13 protein-coding genes and 1 pseudogene are annotated in these 17,439 nt (G+C 63.7%); 7 read left to right on the top strand and 7 right to left on the bottom strand.

Annotated features, from left to right (window positions below; translation table 11 throughout):
• Positions 1-68 precede the first annotated feature (68 nt).
• Both C6571_RS00325 and C6571_RS19655 read left to right on the top strand, forming a co-directional pair.
• Positions 69-1,856 (top strand): sensor domain-containing diguanylate cyclase, encoded by a 1,788-nt coding sequence (locus C6571_RS00325; protein ID WP_106444885.1) that lies wholly within the window; start codon positions 69-71, stop codon positions 1,854-1,856.
• Positions 1,857-1,964: 108 nt separating this feature from the next.
• On the top strand, positions 1,965-2,384 hold the full coding sequence (locus tag C6571_RS19655) for a hypothetical protein (RefSeq protein WP_170094645.1): 420 nt from the start codon (positions 1,965-1,967) through the stop codon (positions 2,382-2,384).
• Here the strand turns inward: C6571_RS19655 and C6571_RS00310 are convergent.
• The 4 genes from C6571_RS00310 to C6571_RS00295 are packed head-to-tail and all read right to left on the bottom strand — an operon-like array spanning position 2,356 to position 7,049.
• Entirely contained in the window at positions 2,356-3,531 is a 1,176-nt protein-coding gene (locus C6571_RS00310; RefSeq protein ID WP_106444882.1) for an ABC transporter permease, read from the bottom strand. The two genes, C6571_RS19655 and C6571_RS00310, sit on opposite strands and share 29 nt — an antisense overlap.
• On the bottom strand, positions 3,531-4,706 hold the full coding sequence (locus C6571_RS00305) for an ABC transporter permease (protein WP_106444880.1): 1,176 nt from the start codon (positions 4,704-4,706) through the stop codon (positions 3,531-3,533). The genes C6571_RS00310 and C6571_RS00305 overlap by 1 nt, the downstream gene beginning before the upstream one ends.
• Before the next feature lie 41 nt (positions 4,707-4,747).
• Complete coding sequence (locus C6571_RS00300; protein ID WP_106444878.1) at positions 4,748-5,731, bottom strand: HlyD family secretion protein; 984 nt, start codon at positions 5,729-5,731, stop codon at positions 4,748-4,750.
• A gap of 1 nt (position 5,732) precedes the next feature.
• Complete coding sequence (locus tag C6571_RS00295; protein ID WP_245901337.1) at positions 5,733-7,049, bottom strand: TolC family protein; 1,317 nt, start codon at positions 7,047-7,049, stop codon at positions 5,733-5,735.
• A gap of 199 nt (positions 7,050-7,248) precedes the next feature.
• Between C6571_RS00295 and C6571_RS00290 the strand changes: the two genes are divergently transcribed.
• On the top strand, positions 7,249-7,845 hold the full coding sequence (locus C6571_RS00290; RefSeq protein ID WP_211300675.1) for a TetR/AcrR family transcriptional regulator: 597 nt from the start codon (positions 7,249-7,251) through the stop codon (positions 7,843-7,845).
• A 13-nt stretch (positions 7,846-7,858) separates the two neighbouring features.
• On the opposite strand, the gene C6571_RS00285 is transcribed toward C6571_RS00290, so the two are convergent.
• The gene (locus tag C6571_RS00285) at positions 7,859-10,159 is read right to left on the bottom strand and encodes a DUF1631 family protein (protein WP_170094643.1); all 2,301 of its coding nucleotides are present in this window, start codon (positions 10,157-10,159) and stop codon (positions 7,859-7,861) included.
• 94 nt (positions 10,160-10,253) lie between these two features.
• Positions 10,254-12,332, bottom strand: a complete 2,079-nt coding sequence (locus C6571_RS00280) for a sodium-translocating pyrophosphatase (protein WP_106444872.1) — start codon at positions 12,330-12,332, stop codon at positions 10,254-10,256.
• 209 nt (positions 12,333-12,541) lie between these two features.
• Between C6571_RS00280 and ppa the strand changes: the two genes are divergently transcribed.
• A complete protein-coding gene (gene ppa, locus C6571_RS00275; RefSeq protein ID WP_106444871.1) occupies positions 12,542-13,078 on the top strand; it encodes an inorganic diphosphatase in 537 nt (178 codons plus the stop codon).
• A 342-nt stretch (positions 13,079-13,420) separates the two neighbouring features.
• The gene (locus C6571_RS00270) at positions 13,421-15,163 is read left to right on the top strand and encodes a methyl-accepting chemotaxis protein (RefSeq protein ID WP_106444869.1); all 1,743 of its coding nucleotides are present in this window, start codon (positions 13,421-13,423) and stop codon (positions 15,161-15,163) included.
• A 93-nt stretch (positions 15,164-15,256) separates the two neighbouring features.
• Here the strand turns inward: C6571_RS00270 and C6571_RS00265 are convergent, their stop codons facing one another.
• On the bottom strand, positions 15,257-15,739 hold the full coding sequence (locus tag C6571_RS00265; protein ID WP_106444867.1) for an RrF2 family transcriptional regulator: 483 nt from the start codon (positions 15,737-15,739) through the stop codon (positions 15,257-15,259).
• A 119-nt stretch (positions 15,740-15,858) separates the two neighbouring features.
• Here C6571_RS00265 and C6571_RS00260 point away from each other — a divergent pair, with 119 nt between their 5' ends.
• On the top strand, positions 15,859-17,070 hold the full coding sequence (locus C6571_RS00260) for an NnrS family protein (protein ID WP_106447937.1): 1,212 nt from the start codon (positions 15,859-15,861) through the stop codon (positions 17,068-17,070).
• A gap of 54 nt (positions 17,071-17,124) precedes the next feature.
• Positions 17,125-17,295 (top strand): annotated as a pseudogene (locus tag C6571_RS20200) (DUF2249 domain-containing protein); the annotation flags it as partial.
• Between the last annotated feature and the right edge of the window lie 144 nt (positions 17,296-17,439).

The raw sequence follows: 17,439 nt of genomic DNA, 5'->3' as shown, positions 1-17,439 counted from the left end.
AGGCTTTACGTCAGCGGCATTTGCGCCTACCTTGTTGATCAAGCTTGCTGGATCTTTTTTCCCATCCTATGCCGCCCTCATCTGACGCCAACGTTGAACTGGACGCTCTGCGTGCAGCCGTCGAGCGCGCGGAGCAGGCAGAGAAGCTTCAGCATGCCTTGTTTGCCATTTCAAATGCTGCGGATGAGGACGTAGCGCTTCAAGAAATGCTACGGCGCGTGCACGAAATCATCGGGCAGTTGATGTACGCGGGAAACTTTTATGTCGCTTTGTACGACAAGCTCGCCGACGCGATGGATTTTGTGTACTTCGTTGATTCCGTTTCCGCCGACGGACCGGCGCCCGGCACGCGCATCGCCATGCGGGACTATGAAGACTCACTCACCTGGAATCTGATTCGATATGGCAAAGCGCTCAGAGGGTCCCTGGCGGCAATCGCTGGCCAAATTCCTGGAGCATTGCGTGCGCGTGGCGCCGACGCCGTGGATTGGCTGGGCGTCCCCATGCTGGAGCAAGGCGAAGTGAAGGGTGTGCTCGTCGTGCAAAGTTATGAGCAGGTGGGGTGCTTCAGCGAGGGAGACCAAAACCTGCTGACGTTTGTTGGCAGCCATGTTCTTGCTGCCCTGCAGAGACGGCGGCGACGCGAGGATCTTGAAAGAGCGGTGCTCCTTCGAACTGCTGCACTCGACGAAGCAAACCGTGCGCTGACCATCGAGGTCAATGAGCGAGAGCGCGGTGAGCGCCTGCAACGCGCGCTCTACCGCATTGCTGAACTGGCGTCTGCGGCAGAAACGATGGAGGTTTTTTACCGGTCGATTCATGAGATCGTCGGAGACCTCGTCAACGTAGATAACTTTTTCATTGCGCTGCTGAGCAACGATGGCCGCCAGCTTGAGTTCCCGTATTACATCGACGAACAGCACTTGCCGCACCCCAGGCGGGTGCTTGGGAGAGGGATCACAGAATACGTGTTGCGAACGGGCCGGCCATTGTTGGCGAATGGTGGCCAGCTCCAGAGACTGCATGAGGAGCAGGAGATCGAATTGCGAGGCCAGTTGGCCTTGTGGTGGCTCGGCGTACCCATGCGGGTTGATGGCAAGCCTATCGGAGTGCTCGTCGTGCAGAGCTATCGCGACACCGTTCGGTATTCCGAACGCGACCAAGAATTGTTGCAGTTTGCGTCTTCGCAAATTGCCAACAGCTTGGAACGGCGGCGCATGACGGAATCGCTCTATCAGGCCAACGCCGAGCTGGAACAGCGGGTGTTTGAGCGCACCTCCCAGCTGGCGGCGGAGATCGTGGAGCGCAAACGGATCGAAGACCAACTGAAGTACCAGGTGATGCACGATGGCCTTACCGGGCTGCCCAACCGTGCTTACCTTTTCGATCGCCTGGAGCGCATGCTCGCGCGCTATCGCCGAGACCCTTCGCGCCAGTTTGCCGTGATGTTCATGGACATCGATCGATTCAAGCTCATCAATGACACCTTGGGTCACCACGTGGGCGACGCCGTGCTCCAGGAAATGGCGCGCAGGCTCACGAGCCAGCTTCGAGAGCCCGACTTTGTTGCACGACTCGGTGGCGACGAGTTTGCCGTGTTGATCGAAGAGACGGGCGACGTCGAGACGGTAGTGCGGATTGCTGGACGACTCATCAAGGCGCTCGAGCCCGCTGTGCTGGCGGAAGGGCACGAGATTGCGGCTTCAAGCAGCATTGGCATTGCGCTGTGCGATCCGCGTTATCCCAGTGCGGAAGACCTTTTGCGCAATGCAGATGCAGCCATGTACCGCGCGAAGATCAACGGACGCCAGCGCTTCGAGTTGTTTGGCGCGCATCCGGACGACAACCAAGCGTGAGCGTGGGGCGCGAAGCGCAGAGAACTTCCAGCCGCAGCCTGCCGCCCTTGAAATGAGAATAATTCTCATTTAATATGGGGCCAGTCATTTCTTTCGCAGGCCAGCACCATGCACACCATTCCCATTCATCCGCCCGCCACCACCACTCCTGTGCAAGAGCACGTCGCGCTTTGCCGTGCCTATGGTGCGGTACAGGAGCGCTGCAGCCGCGTCATGGCGCAGCAGCAGGCGCAGGTGGCTCGGCTGGAGCGCGAAGTGCTGCGGCTGCGTGCGGCGGTGATGGTGCGCGACACGGCGCTGGCGGTGGAGCGCGAGCGCTTCGCTGCTTTGTCGGCACAATTTCGCGCTGCGGCTTCCCAACACGTGCCGGTGCGCATGCGCGTCTGGCAGTGGCTGCGGCCGGGGCCCGGGCGCAATGCAAGCGCGCCAAGCGCCGCCACTGGCCCGCGCCGAGCCCAGCTCGCGGCGGCCGATTTGCTGGTGGGCCAGGGCGGGTGGCTTAGCCCAGGCGTGGACTGGCCGGGCTGACTTGCATGCGCTGGGCAGCGCGTGGGCGCCGCCCTTTCCAAACTAGCTCTGTCGTTGATGCGATAAACAGTGCCAGCAGTACGCCCAAATGCGGCAACACGTCGGCCAGCGGCGCGCCCAGCTGGTTCAGGCGCAAAGATGCCTGCACGCCCGCTGTGCTGGGAACCAGCCAGCGCAGCCACTGCAGCGGCAAGGGCAGGGCTTCCACGGGCCACGAGAAGCCGGCGAGAAACACCATCGGCAAGGTGGTAAACAACAGCACCTGCAGCGCGCGCTCGCGGTTGCCCATGCACAGGCCCAACAGCAAGCCCAGCGCTGCGTTGGTGGGGACGTAGAACAGCAGCAGCAACAGCGCGCCCCAGGCGTTGCCGCCGCGCGGGTAGTCGTGCCAGACAAAAATCCAGCCGAAATACAGCAGGCCGCTGGCCAGCCCGAGGGTGCACAGTGCCGCGAGGCGCGCAACCCAGACGCCGGGCGACGCGTGGTGCTGCCCGCGCTCTACCCACGTGCCAGCCAGCAGGGCGGCGCCCATCAGCAGCGTTTGCTGCAGGATGAGCAGGGCCACGGCGGGCACGACGTAGCTGCCATAGCCTTCGGTGGGGTTGAACAAGGCAACGGTCTGCAACTGCACCGGGCTGCGGCTGGCGCGGGCTTGGGCGGCGCTTTGGCCTTGCGTCTCCAGTCGGCGGATTTCCACTACCGCCGATGCCGTACCCACGGATTCGGCAAAGCCGCGCTGTACCGCTTTGTTGATGAGGGCGTAGGCAGCGTTGGCTTCCACGTTGACGGCGGCGGCTTCGCTGCGAAAGACCTTGCGTTGCAGATCGGCCGGCAGCACGGCGTAGCCACCGATGGCGCCGCTCCACAATGCCTCGCGTGCCTCTTGCTCGTTGCCCGTGACGAGGGTGACGGCGATGTTCGGGTCGGCCTCGGCCAGCCGGGTGATCTGGCGCGAGAGGCTGGAGTGGTCCAGATCCACCACGGCGACGGGCACCTGGGTGACCACCTCGGTGGCGTAAAACCAGGGGTAGAAGAAGCCGTAGAGCACGGGCGCCGCCACGAGCAGGAGCAAAACGCCTTGGTCGCGCAGCACCACAGCCAGCGCATTGCGAAAGTGGCGCAGGACGTGGTTCAAAGAGTCGGTCATCAAGGTTTCCCCCAGGTGCCGGGTTGGGTGAGCGCGCGTTCCAGCAGCGCAATGCTCAGCAAGAACGCCAGCACCGTGGCGGCCAGCAATCCCGCCATCGCGCCTGCGCTGCTGGCCATGGGCGCGCCCATTTGCAGCTGCCCGGTCTGCAAAGCGATGTAGTGCGTGAAAGGCATGGCCAGCGCCCAGGTGCGCGCGCTGGGCGACATGGCCAAGAGCGGGTAGGCCACGCCACTGAAGGCAAACGCCGGCGCCGAAAAAAAGCCGACACCCGACAACGCCATGCGCAGCGAGCGCGTCAGCGCGGCCAGCAGGGCGCCCGACACCACCGACAGGCCTACCAGCAACGCCAGCGCCGCCGCCACCCAGGCGACGCTGCCCAGCGGGTGCCAGCCGCGCCCCCAGGTGAACCACACCAGCGTAAGCAAGCCGACGAGCGTGAGGCTCAACCAAGGCCAGAGCAGCTTGCCTAGCAGGGCGCCAGCGGTGCGTACGGGGTGGCCGCTTTCGCCGAGCCAGTCGCGCAGGCTGCCATCGCGCAGTTCGCGGCCCACAGCCCAGGCACCGGCCGTCATGGCCAGGATGTGCAGCAGCGCCGGCACCAGGGCCGAGGCCAGGAACTGCTCGTAGTTGCCGGCCACGTTGAAAAGGCCCACCAGCTGCGTGTGGATCGGGTCCATGCTCACGCGCGCGGCCAGCGCGCTCTCGCCCCGCTTGGCGCGGGCCGCCAGCTCGACGCCGGCCGAGAGCGTGCCGACGGCGGCGCGCACGTCGCGCTGGATCAGTCCCGAATGCGTGCCCAGCTGGGCGTTGTGCAAGAGCGTGACCTCACCCACCCGGCCCTGCTTCACGTCGTTGGAGATGCCACGCGGCACCACCACAACGGCGTAAACGTCTGTGCTGCGCAGCGCGGCCTGGGCCTCCAGGCTGCCGTTCACGGGCCGCGCCACGTGCAAGCCGGGCGTGGCGTCCAGCATGCGGGTGAGCTGGCGCGAGAGCGCGGAATGGTCTTCGTCCTGCACGCCGATGGGCAGGTCGTGCGGTACGCCGGCAGAAAAAATCCACCACAGCAGCGCCACGGCCAGCAGCGGCACCCAGGTGATCATGGCCAGGTCCCAGGAGCTTTGGCGCAGGCGCCAGACTTCACGCCGGGCACTGTGTACTATTGAATTCATAGCTATTAGCGCTTATGGAGATTGCGCTAGAGGCCAATTTATTATGTATTTTTGACCAAGACGCTCATGCCGGGGCGTGCGCCCGGCAGGGCGGTTACGGGGCGGGCGCGCACTTCGAAGGTGCGCACGTCAAAGCCCTGGCCGGCGCGTGTGCTGCGCCAGGTGGCAAAGTCGGGCAGCACGCTGTTGGCGTACACCTTGAAGCGCACCGTCTGCTCGCCCAGCGCGGGCAGGGTGGCGTCGAACTCGCTGCCCACGGCAAAGCGCTGCAGCCGGTCTTCGCGCACGTTCAGCACCACCCACTGGTCCGACAGGTCGACCACCGACACCACGGCCACGCCCTGGGGCGAGAGTTCACCCACGCGCGCCAGCACCTTGGCGACTTCGCCGGCCACCGGGCTTTTGAGCTCGGTCTCGGCCTGAGCGGCCTGCACTTCGGCCACCACGCCGGCCACTTGGCGGGCCTGTGCGGCGGCCGCCGCCTGGTCTTCGGGGCGGGCGCCGGCGCGGGCCATGTCGTACTGCGCCTTGGCGGCCAGCGCCTGATCCCGGCTGGCCTTGCGGTTGGCGTCGGCCTCGTCGCGTTTTTGGGCGGCAATCAGGCCTTCTCGAGCCAGGCCTTCCACGCGGCGAAACGAGGTGTCGGCCAACTCAGCGGCCGTCTGGGCGCGCTGCCAGGTCAGGCGGGCCATTTCAATTTCTTGCGGGCGGGCGCCGTGCGCGGCCTTGCTGGCCACCGCCTGCGCTGCCGCCTGGGCGGCCGTGGCCTGGGCCATCTTGGCGGCGACTTCGGGGCTGTCGAGCCGCAGCAGCGGCGTGCCCACGGCGATCTGGTCGCCTTCTTTCACCAGCACTTCGGCAATGCGGGCGCTGAGTTTGGGGGCGATGTCGGCTTCGCGCGCTTCCATCTGGCCCTGGAACACCTCGGGTGCGGGCTGGGCGGCCTGCCACAGGCCGTAGCCGGTGAAGGCCGCCACGGCCAGGCCCAGGGTGACCGCTGCGGCGGCTTTTGTCTTTGCGTTCATCTCAATCCACCTTCACGTCGGCTCGCGCCATGTAGTTTGCAAATTCGTCCGACAAGCCGCTGCTCTCAAGCAGCGCGGCCAGCGCCAGCACGTAGTCGTGCGCGGCCTGGGCGCGCTCGGTCAACACTTTGGCGTTGTTCAGTTGCGCGTCAATCAAGTCCAGCGTGGTGCTGGTGCCTTCGCGCAGGCCGGACTCCCGCAGCCGAAGCACTTCGGCGGACAGATCCACCCCGGCTTGCTGGGCGAAGTATTGGCGGCGGGCTTGCTCCAGTGCCAGCCAGTTTTTTTCTACCAGCAGGGCGATGTCGCTGCGCGCCTGGGCGCCGGTGCGCTCGGCCTGGTCAATCTTGGCTTGTGACGAAGCTTGCAGGGCGTTGCGGTCAATCGAATCCCACAGAGTCCAGCGCACGGCAATGCCGGCGACCCAGTCGGCGTTGCCGCTTTTGAGCTCGCGCTGGCCAAAGGCAAACACCTGGGGGCGGCGCAGCGCTTCTTCGGCGGCGTGCAACTGGCCGGCCTGCGCCTTTTTGGCGGCAACTTTGGCCAAACCGGGGTGGTGCGCCAGCGCGGCGTCGATGAAGTAAGGCAGGGGTTCGACGGCCTGGCTGATGACAAACAGCGGGCTGGTCGGTTCCAGGCGCTCTTCCACGCGGGCCGCGCGCGCAAGGGCGGTGCCGGCCAGGTCGGCGTCGTCGCGGGCCTTTTGCGCGCTTTTGCGCGCGTCTTCCAGGGCCGAGCGGGCTTGCAGGCGCTCGACTTTGGCAATGACGCCGGCGTCCATCATTTTTTGCGCGGCGGCGTCGTGCTGCTCAATGCTGTGCAGCGCGGCTTCGCGCAGCGTCGCGGCGCGGTTGGCCAGTTGGGCGCCAAAGTAGCGCTGTACCAGCAGCGTGGCCAGTTCGTCGTTCACGCGTGTGCTGTCGGCTTGCGCTTCGCGGGTGCGGGCGTCGGCCAGGCCGCGTGCGGCTTCGCTGGCGCCGCCCAGGTAAATCGGCCAGACGGCGTTGACCGAGGCTGTGGCGTCCGTCCGGTGGCGGTTGAGCGTGTAGCTGGCCGGAAGATGGGGCAGCTGCGCCACCATGCCGCCCAGCTGCGGTGGCAGTTGAGCAAGCATGCCCGGCAGCGCCTGGCCCAGCGGGTTCAGGTCCAGGTTCAGGTTGGCGTTGTAGGCGTAGGCAGCGCCGGTCAGGCTCACGCTGGGGCCGCCCAGGCGTTCGATGGCGCGGCGCTGCTGCGCGGCACTGTTCACGGCCAGGTACGAGGCCGCCAAGCGGTCGGACGACGCGTCCATGTGCTGCAGGGCGGTGGCGAAGTCCATGGGCGCGGCACTGGCCGCCTGTGCCAAGAGACACAAAGCAGCTGCGCCAGCAAGAGGGAGCGCGCGGGGCGCGAAAAGTGATTTCATGACAAAGTAACTCGGAGACATGCGCTGGTACCGAAGAGTACCAAACGGCGTGAATCATCGAAGAAAGATGTGGTACTGTCAAGTACCGATTGATCCGGAGAGTGAAATAACCATGCACGAAAACTGCAACGATGCCGTTGGGCACCGGGCCCGCCTGCTGAACGGTATGGCGCGTTGTGTCGCCGACAAGGGCTACGCCGAGACGACGATTGCCGACATCGTCCGCCAGGCCAGCGTCTCACGGCGCACCTTTTACGAGCACTTTGGTGACAAGGCCGAATGCCTGATGGCCTTGTATCTTGCGGCCACCGACGAGGCCACCGCAGCACTTCGCGCCGCGATCAATCCCAGCAGCGACTGGGAGGCGCAGGTGGAGCAGGCCATGGCCGCCTACCTGGCAGCCCTGGCCCGCAACCCGGTGCTGCTGCGCACACTATTTATCGAGATCCTGGGCCTGGGCGCCAGCGGTCTGGCGGTGCGCAGTCGGGTACACCAGCAACTGGCCGCGCTCATGCTCGAAGTGGTCAATCAGCGTCCTGGTGCGCGCATGCGCAAGTCGCCGTTGCAGCCCACCATGGCGCTGGCGGTGGTGGGCGGCATCCACGAACTGGTGTTGCAAGCCATCGAGCAGGAGCGCGTGCATGAGTTGCACACGCTGGTGGCACCCGCCAGTGCTTTGCTCAGGGCGGTGATTTCGTCGGAGCTTTAGGGCGTCCTCGGCTTCAATAGCCTGTGTCGAGGCTGTTGCGCAAGGCCGTTTGCGCCACGGCGTCCAGTGCGCCAGCCACCACGGTTTGCCCGGAAATGATCTGCAGCGTGCCCCGAGCGACCAGCCTGTCGAGCAGTCGCCGCGTCATCGACTGCGTATGGCCGTAGGTGTTGGTGAACAGGAAGAGGTTGCCATGGGAGCCAATCCAGGAGAGCTGTGTGCGCTCCCATTTGCCTTCAACTTGCAGGTTGACCCAGGTGCCTACGGCCATCTCCCGGTGCGGTGCTATCCCGGTAGATATGGGATCGAGCGCCTCGTCGGCGGCGTTGCCGGGTTGCGGGTCAGCCAACGCGTCCATAAATCCCGATTCGACTGCTTCCGACGGCGCAATCCAGGGCTCATCCGTCTCCATGGTGGGCGCCTTGCTTCGCTTTGGGTGGCTGGGTGGGGGGGCTTGTGCAGAGCGGTCGGGCTCAAAGGCCTGCTGATGCAACTGCATCAGCAGTTCGAAGAATCTTTCGGTGTCGGTGGGCGGATAGTCGATGGCGACAAGGCCTGCGTGCAGTCTGGAGAGCAGTTTGGGCACGAGGCGGGCGAGGCGGCCCACGTTGATCCGGGTGAGCTGGGGTTGCGCACTCCAGATCAGTGCATCGACCGCTTCCCGGTAACGGCCCGGATCGTTGCTGCCACTGGTGTCGTCCAGCCGCGCCTGGGCCATTACCTGGGTCCAGGGGCCGAGCAGGAAGCGCGCAACTTCGGCCGGGACCACTTCAATTTGAGGCAGCGAGCGCATCTCTTGCCACATCCTGGCAGCGAGCAGGTTGCGCTGCTCGGCATGGCGCAAGGCGTCGATGGCCCGCAGGCGCTCGTGCTCGCGCTTCTTCTCACGCGTGGCCCAGGCGTCCAGCAACTGGTCCAAGGCATGGCCGAAGGGTTCTTGGTCTTCAATGGACGAGTGGGTCAAAGGGCCCATCACGTCGATCAGTGGTTGCATGAAGCTCTCGAAACCGGGGGTGTCAATGCTCTCAAAGGCCAGGCTTCGGTCCGTCATCTCCTGCAACAGGCGGCGAGCCGGATGGTCCTTGTCACTGAAGAACCGCGGATCTGCCACGGCCAGTTTCAACAAAGCGGGCTCCAGCTTCTTTACGAGTTGCTGCACGGGCCAGAGCAAGCGGCCATCGCGCGCGATGTTGTCCAGCATGAGGGCCACGACTTCCATGCTCAAGGCTTGGCCGAGTGCCGCTTTGGGATTCTGCGGCGCTGTCGCCGCCGCAGCGGTTGTGCCCAGCGGGCCCCGGTTGCCCAGGCGCTCCATCATGTGATCTACCTGCTTCATCTCTTGGAGTGCCTCAAAGGCGGCCGGTACGGTGATGTCGAAGTCGGGCGAGGGCGCCGCCGCGTGGGACGGTGTGCTCTCGAACTCACGTGAAAACCGTTCAGAAAATGGGATTTCGGGCGTTGGACCATCGGCGAGCTCACCCCTGAGCAGACGGCGCAGTTGGTGCAGCGTGAGCAAGGTGTGGTCGGTGCCGGCTGCGGGTTTCGCGGGCGCTTGCGCATCACCCCTGCACCACGGCGCGGCTTCGGGGCCAAACCCTGGAGCGTGGCCTTCTTCGCCTGCAGGCTTCACGTAGACGTAGTTTCCGCCTTGCTGGCGCACCGCATACCCAGCAGGCTTGATGCCGCTTTCCTGCATTTGCGCGATCAGTTGAAGATACAGGGTCCGAAGCTCGGCTCCCATGGCCTCGGCCAGATGGGTCATCCAGTCGCGCCGCACCTCGTCGGACGGCTGCATCTGCCCGACCACGGCTTGCATGGCCTGCAGAAAAAGCTCGGGTTGCAGGGGGTTGTGCCCAGGATCGACGCTCGATTGCCCTTGCGCAGCGCTCATGAGTGCGTTGAGTTCGGCCAGGGGCGCCGTCACGGCTTCGGCGAGCGACTGCCTTGCCCGCGCACGTTCCACGTTCTCGCTGAGTTGCGATTCGTCCATCAGCTCCAGCTCATCAAACTGCACCGAAAAAAGCGAGCGTGTCGCGGTTTGATTCTGATCGGCGCCTTTGGCTACAGCTTGTTCTAGGGCGCCTGCAAATCGTTCGAACAGGACGAAGGCAACGCGCTCAAGGTGCTGGCGCGCATGCATCACGCTGTGGCTCTCGCGGGGAGTGCGCGCCTGGTCTTCGCGGGCTTGCAATGCCCTGCGGCTGACTTCGATGACACGCTCCATCAAATGACCGGAACCTGCCAGCGTGGTGCGAACAATCTCGGTGTAGACCACGACATCGGGGCCAGCGGGGGGCGAGGCAGCGTGATTCATGGGGCCATCTCTCAGTCCTTGCTTCCTCGTGTGCATTGAGAAAGGGGCGCAAAGCCCCTTTCGTCAAAAAGCTGCCTTCAGCGGCGGAGGTGATTCAACCTGCGTGGAATTTCACGACCAGCGGCACGATGAGCAGCGCCACGATGTTGATGATCTTGATCAGTGGGTTCACGGCGGGGCCAGCGGTGTCTTTGTACGGATCGCCCACGGTATCGCCGGTCACAGCGGCCTTGTGCGCCTCAGAACCCTTGCCGCCGTGGTGGCCATCTTCAATGTATTTCTTGGCGTTGTCCCAGGCGCCGCCGCCGGTGCACATGGAGATGGCGACAAACAGCCCGGTGACGATGGTGCCCATCAAGAGGCCGCCGAGCGCTTTCGGGCCGAGCAGCAGACCAACGAGAATCGGAACCACTACCGGCAGCAGGCTGGGTACGATCATTTCCTTGATGGCGGCGCTGGTCAGCATGTCCACGGCCTTGCCGTACTCCGGTTTGCCGCTGCCATCCATGATGCCGGGAATATCGCGGAACTGGCGGCGCACTTCCACCACCACGGCGCCGGCAGCCCGGCCCACGGCTTCCATGGCCATGGCACCGAACAGGTAGGGAATCAGACCGCCAATGAACAAGCCGATGATGACCATCGGATCGCTCAGATTGAAGTCGATTGCCTGCCCGTAGCCCTCCAGCTTGTGGGTGTAGTCGGCAAACAGCACCAGTGCGGCGAGACCCGCCGAGCCAATAGCGTAGCCCTTGGTCACGGCCTTGGTGGTGTTGCCCACGGCGTCCAGCGGATCGGTGATGTCACGCACGCTGCTGGGCATCTCGGCCATTTCGGCAATGCCGCCCGCATTGTCGGTAATCGGTCCATAGGCATCGAGCGCCACCACGATGCCTGCCATGCTGAGCATGGACGTCGCAGCAACGGCAATACCGAACAGCCCGGCGAGCGAATACGACACCAGGATGGCGGCGCAGACACAGATGACTGGCCAGGCGGTGGAGCGCATGGAAACGCCCAGGCCGGCAATGATGTTGGTGCCGTGGCCCGTGGTGGACGCTTGCGCGATGTGCTGTACCGGCTTGTACTGCGTGCCGGTGTAGTACTCGGTGATCCAGACCAGCGCTGCGGTCAGCACGAGACCCGTGGCGCAAGCACCAAACAATTTCATTTGTGCGCCCGTGCCGCCCAGGATGTTGTCAGGAATGATCCAGGCGGTGACAAAGTAGAAGGCGATGAGCGAGAGCACACCGGCAATCGCCAAGCCTTTGTACAGCGCCGGCATCACGTTCTTCATGCCAGGCGAGGCCTTGACGAAAAAGCAGCCAATGATCGAGGCCACGATGGACACGGCGCCCAGCGCCAGCGGGTACATCATGGCGTTGACGGGCGCGGCCGTCAGCATCAGCGCGCCCAGCACCATGGTGGCGATCAGCGTCACAGCGTAGGTTTCGAACAGGTCGGCGGCCATGCCGGCGCAGTCACCCACGTTGTCGCCGACGTTGTCGGCAATCACGGCCGGGTTGCGCGGGTCGTCTTCCGGGATGCCGGCTTCGACCTTGCCCACCAGGTCGGCGCCCACGTCAGCGCCCTTGGTGAAGATGCCGCCGCCCAGGCGTGCGAAGATGGAGATCAGCGACGAGCCAAAGGCAAAACCGATCAGCGGGTCGAGCAGGCCGGCGAGCGACTTGTCCGCCACCGGATTGCTGCCCACCAGGTACCAATAGAAGCCGGTGACGCCCAGCAGCCCCAGGCCCACCACCAGCATGCCGGTAATGGCGCCGCCACGAAATGCGACATCCAGCGCCGGGCCAATGCCTTGGGTTGCCGCTTGCGCCGTGCGCACGTTGGCGCGCACCGACACGTTCATGCCGATGAAGCCGCAGGCGCCAGAGAGCACGGCGCCGATGACGAAGCCCACGGCGGTTTTGCCGTCAAGGAAAACACCGATGAGGATGGCCAGCACCACGCCGACGATGGCAATGGTTTTGTACTGGCGGGCCAGATAGGCGGCAGCGCCGGCCTGGATGGCGGCGGCAATCTCCTGCATGCGGGGGTTGCCGGGGTCTTTGCCCAAAATCCAGCTGCGGGCCCAGAAGCCGTAGGCCACGGCAATCAGGCCACAGACCAGGGCAAGGATGAGGGGGAAATTCGACGCTGTGGTTCCAGCCATTCTTATCGCTCCAGGTGTTGTTTCGCACGGAAGGAGACTCAACGCATGGGGAGGGTCTCCGCTTGCGTTGCTTCCTCGTGCTCCCGTCCCGGAGTCGATTGGCCAACCCCGACAATTTACTCCGAAAAACGCGCCTGCAAGCCGGGCGCAAGGGGTCGACCGGTAAAATCAGGGTTAGTCACTAGTCATCCACCTCGAAAATAAGCAATATGTCCCTCAACAGCGTCACTCCCGGCAAGAACCTCCCCGAATCCTTCAACGTCGTGATCGAAATCCCCATGGATTCGGACCCGATCAAATACGAGGTGGACAAGGAGTCGGGCGCCATCTTTGTTGACCGGTTCATGACCACTGCCATGTACTACCCGTCGAACTACGGCTACGTGCCGCAGACGCTCAGCGGCGACGGCGACCCGGTGGACGTGCTGGTCATTACCCCCTATCCCTTGCACCCAGGCGTCGTGGTTCCCTGCCGCGCCTTGGGCATTTTGAAAATGGAAGACGAAGCCGGCATTGACGGAAAGGTGCTCGCCGTACCGACGAACAAGGTGCTGGCGATGTACTCTGCCTGGAAAAATGTCGAGGATGTCAACCCGGCCCGTCTGCGTGCGCTGAGTCACTTCTTTGAGCATTACAAGGATCTGGAAGACGGCAAATGGGTCAAGGTGCTGGGCTGGGAAGGCATTGAGTCGGCGCACCAAGAGATCATGGACGGGCTGGCCAACTACGCCAAGGCGCAGGGCTGAAAACGCGCAACGATTGACGGGCCCAGTCGGCCCAGGTTCGGAAAAATGCACGCTAACCGTTGGGTGTGCGTGCTTTTTTGATGGATGACCGAGTGCAGCGTGGGCAGAGCGAATTTGCGCTGCGCATGTTGTTGCTTTTCTCGGTTTCCACGCCTGCTGTGGTCCGTTTGCTTCTGCGGGCCGGCCGTTCTTGGAGGACATGCCTGGCGCTTGACTCCACCAAGCACCGTGACATGGTCGTTCGCTGCCCACGACCGTGTTGATGGTCAGAAGCCGGTGAACTTTGCCGCTCAGATGTAGGATTCGCAAGCCCATCTCAGTTGAACCACCGAGGGAGCGACGATGACCGCATTCAAACAGCTCACTATTTCACGACGCCTCTCCGGGCTCGTGGGGCTTGCCTTGCTGGCCATGCTGGTGCTCGCGGGAGTTCTCATGGTGTCGGAGCGCAGTCTGATCATGCAAGAGCGAGAGCGCAGTGTTCGTCAGGCGGTGGAGACCGCGTATGGCGTGATTGCCGATTTTCATGCGCAGGCGAGCAAGGGGGGGATGACCCAAGAGGAGGCCAAGCAGCGTGCCAAGGAAGCGGTGCGCACCCTGCGCTACAGCGACACCGAGTATTTCTGGATCAACGACATGCATCCAACCATGGTGATGCATCCCATCAGCACCAAGTTGGAGGGGCAAGATCTCAGTGGCAATAAGGATCCCACCGGCAAGTTTCTTTTTGTGGAATTTGTCGACACGGTGAAGAAGAACGGCTCCGGTTTTGTCAACTATCTGTGGCCCAAGCCGGGGAGCACGGATCCCGTTGCGAAGGTTTCATTTGTCAAAGGTTTCGCTCCTTGGGGCTGGATTGTGGGTTCCGGGGTCTACGTGGACACGGTGCAGAACACGTTCATGGGTCGTGTTTGGGAGGCTGGGGCCATTGCCCTGGCCCTGGCCCTGGTCCTGGGACTGATCGGTTGGTGGTTCACGCGGGGCATCCTGACCCAATTGGGGGGAGAGCCCGAGCTTCTCAATTCCATCACCAACCGGATCTCGCAGGGCGACCTGGCGGTGGAAATTCCTCCTGCGGATGAGCGCAGCGTCCTGCATGGCATAGAAGCCATGCGGAACAGCGTGGTGCGCATCGTGACCCGGGTGCGCGAAGGCTCTGAGAGCGTGGCAACTGCCAGCGCTGAAATTGCCCAGGGCAACCACGACCTTTCGGCGCGGACCGAGCAGCAGGCCAGTGCCCTTGAGGAAACCGCAGCCTCCATGGAGGAACTGAGCAGCACCGTGCGTCAGAACGCCGACAACGCGCGCCAGGCGAATCAACTGGCCGTCAGCGCCTCGGGCGTTGCGCAGCAGGGCGGCGAGACGGTGGCCCAGGTCGTGGAAACCATGAAGGGCATCAACGAAAGCAGCCGCAAGATTGCCGACATCATTGGGGTGATCGACGGCATTGCTTTCCAGACCAACATCCTGGCGCTGAACGCGGCAGTCGAGGCGGCCCGGGCCGGTGAGCAGGGCCGGGGTTTTGCCGTGGTGGCCAGCGAAGTGCGCAGTCTGGCCGGTCGCAGCGCCGATGCTGCCAAGGAAATCAAGGCGCTGATTTCCGCCAGCGTCGAGCGTGTCGAGCAGGGCAACGACCAGGTAGGCAAGGCCGGGGCCACCATGAATGAGGTCGTGGCCGCTATCCGCCGGGTGACCGATATCGTGGCAGAAATCAGCGCAGCCAGCAGCGAGCAAAGTTCGGGTGTCTCGCAAGTCGGCGAGGCGGTCACGCAAATGGACCAGGCCACACAGCAGAACGCGGCGCTGGTTGAGCAGATGGCGGCAGCCGCCAGCAGTCTCAAGGGACAGGCAGAGGATCTGGTGCAGTCTGTCGCGGTGTTTCGGCTTGCAGGCAGCAACACGGTGTTGCGCGCGCCGGTGGCCGCACCAAAGCGTACGGCAGCAGCGGCCGTGGCAGCGCCCAAGCCGAAGGTTGCTGCACGCATTTCGGCCAAGCCGACTGCTCGGCAAGCCACCCCTGCGGCGCCCGCGCCCAAGCCCGCGAAGGGCGGAGCAGGGGCGAGCGATGACTGGGAATCGTTCTAACTACGGTTTTCCATTAAAAACCGCTTCTAGCGCTTTATAGATATGCGTTGAATGCTATTTAATTAATAGCAATTCAAAGAGGCCTCAACAGCGTCAACCGTGCGCCAGAACGGCCGTCGCAGCTGGGCGCCGCGACAAGCTGATGATGGCTGGAGCGCCCAGCGGCTCTGCAGCACCTTCACCCACCAGATCTGCCAGCGTAGCGGTGTCAAGCTCGCGCAACCAGGACGCCAGAGCGCGCTGGAACAAATTTTTCAGCCGGCAAGCCGCAGTCAATCGGCAGGTGTTGGAGTTTTCGTCGAAACACTCGACCATGCGGAAATCGCTTTCGCACCAACGCACGACTGCGCCAATACCGATCGCCGCTGGTTCGAGAAGCAGCCGCACGCCGCCTCCGCGTCCCCGCGCAGTTTCCAACAGTCCGTGTCGAGCCAAGTCATTGACGATCTTCATCAAATGGTTTTTCGATAAGGAATGGGTTTGCGCGAGTTCGGCAATCGTGACGCGGCGCTCGCGGTGCTGCGCGCAGTACATCAGCACGCGCAGGGTGTAGTCGGTGTAGTTGGCAAGCCGCATGGTGGTGTGCAGTGCACAGTCGATTGATAAAAGTCGATTGGCACTGTAAGATACATATAAAATGCATCTTATAGCTTTGCTCCCCCCAGCGCAAGCGCGCCGGGCCTGATATGGACTCCATGAAAACACCTCTTCCGCCCCTGGTCAGCGCTGGCGCTGCAAAACCTGCAAGCAAAACGCCGCGCGGCTGGCCGGTACTCCGGTTGGGCTTTCGTCCCTTTTATATTGCTGCTGCGGCGCTGGCCTGCGTAGCAGTTCCGTTCTGGGTGGCTGCCATGCTCGGGGCGATTTCACTTGATCTCAGCGTCTCGCCGTTGCTCTGGCATGCGCACGAGATGCTGCTGGGTTTTGCCACCGGCGTGATCATCGGTTTCCTGCTAACGGCGGTCAAAGCCTGGACCGGATTGCAAACACCGCGTGGCGCCGCGCTGGGTGCACTGGTGCTGCTTTGGCTGGCGGCCCGTGTGGCCGCATGGCTTGCGCCTTACCCGGTGTACGCGGCGCTTGACGTCGTGCTGTTGCCAGCCGTGGCCGTGATTTTGCTGCGCATTCTTTTGCGCGCTGGCAACAAGCGCAACTTGCCGCTGGTCGGCATACTGGTGCTGCTGTCGGTGGCCAATCTGGCGTTCCACTTGGCGGTTTTGGGATGGCTTGCGCTGCCGCCCACCAGCGCGCTGTACGCAGCCTTGGGTCTGATCGTAATGGTTGAGTGCGTGATGGCCGGCCGGGTGATACCGGCGTTCACCATGAGCGTCACACCAGGGCTGAAAATCGCCGTGCCGCCCTGGCTCGAACGCAGCGCGCTCGGCAGCACCTTCGTGGCGTTGGCGCTGTGGGTCTTTGCTTCAGGTGGATGGATCACGTTTGCTGCGTTGGCCGCAGCCGCCGTTTTGCAAGCGGCCCGCATGCTGCACTGGCATTCGAAGGTTGCGCTCAAGAAGCCGATCCTCTGGATCTTGCACGCGGCGTACGCATGGATTCCGCTGGGCCTGGCCTTGCTGGCACTCGCGCAGCCCGGTTGGGTGCTGGTCTCGGTGGGTGTCCATGCTCTTGCGGTAGGCGCTACTGGCGGGCTGATCATCGGCATGCTCACGCGTACGGCGCGCGGTCACACCGGCCGGCCGCTGCAGGTGTCGCGCGCCGAAGTGCTGGCCTATGTGCTGGTGATGGCTGCTGCGCTGCTGCGGGTGTTGGTGCCCATGGTGGCACCGCAGTGGTATTCACAGGCCCTCGTGGGCGCCGCCACCGCGTGGACCACGGCATTCCTGATCTATCTCGTGATGTATGTCCCTTGGCTGACGAGCACCCGGCTCGACGGCAAGGATGGCTGACCGTCCGCTGTTTTTGTCGCTGATTTCCCCCCGAAACCCTGAAGAAAGGTTCTCATGCTTCCTACCCAGTCTCCCGTGATCGACGTGCGCCAGATTCCCCCGCCTCAGCGCCACACCACCATTTTTGGCCAGTTTGACGAGCTGCTTCCCGGAGAGGCCGTCCAAATTGTCAGCGATCACGACCCGCGCCCGCTGCACCACCAGTTCGATGCGCGCTCGCCCGGCCAGTTTCAGTGGGCGTATCTGCAGTCCGGTCCGGACCAGTGGCGCGTGCTGATCAGCAAGCTGGAAATACCCGAAGATGCAGAAGAACACCACTGCTGCTCAGGGGGGCTTGCGGCGGCTGAGCTTCTCCTTGGCACGACAAAA

The sequence above is a fragment of the Simplicispira suum genome (assembly GCF_003008595.1).
GTDB lineage: Bacteria > Pseudomonadota > Gammaproteobacteria > Burkholderiales > Burkholderiaceae_C > Simplicispira > Simplicispira suum.
Note: the sequence above shows the minus strand (reverse complement) of the source record. Positions and strands in the feature narration are given on the sequence as shown.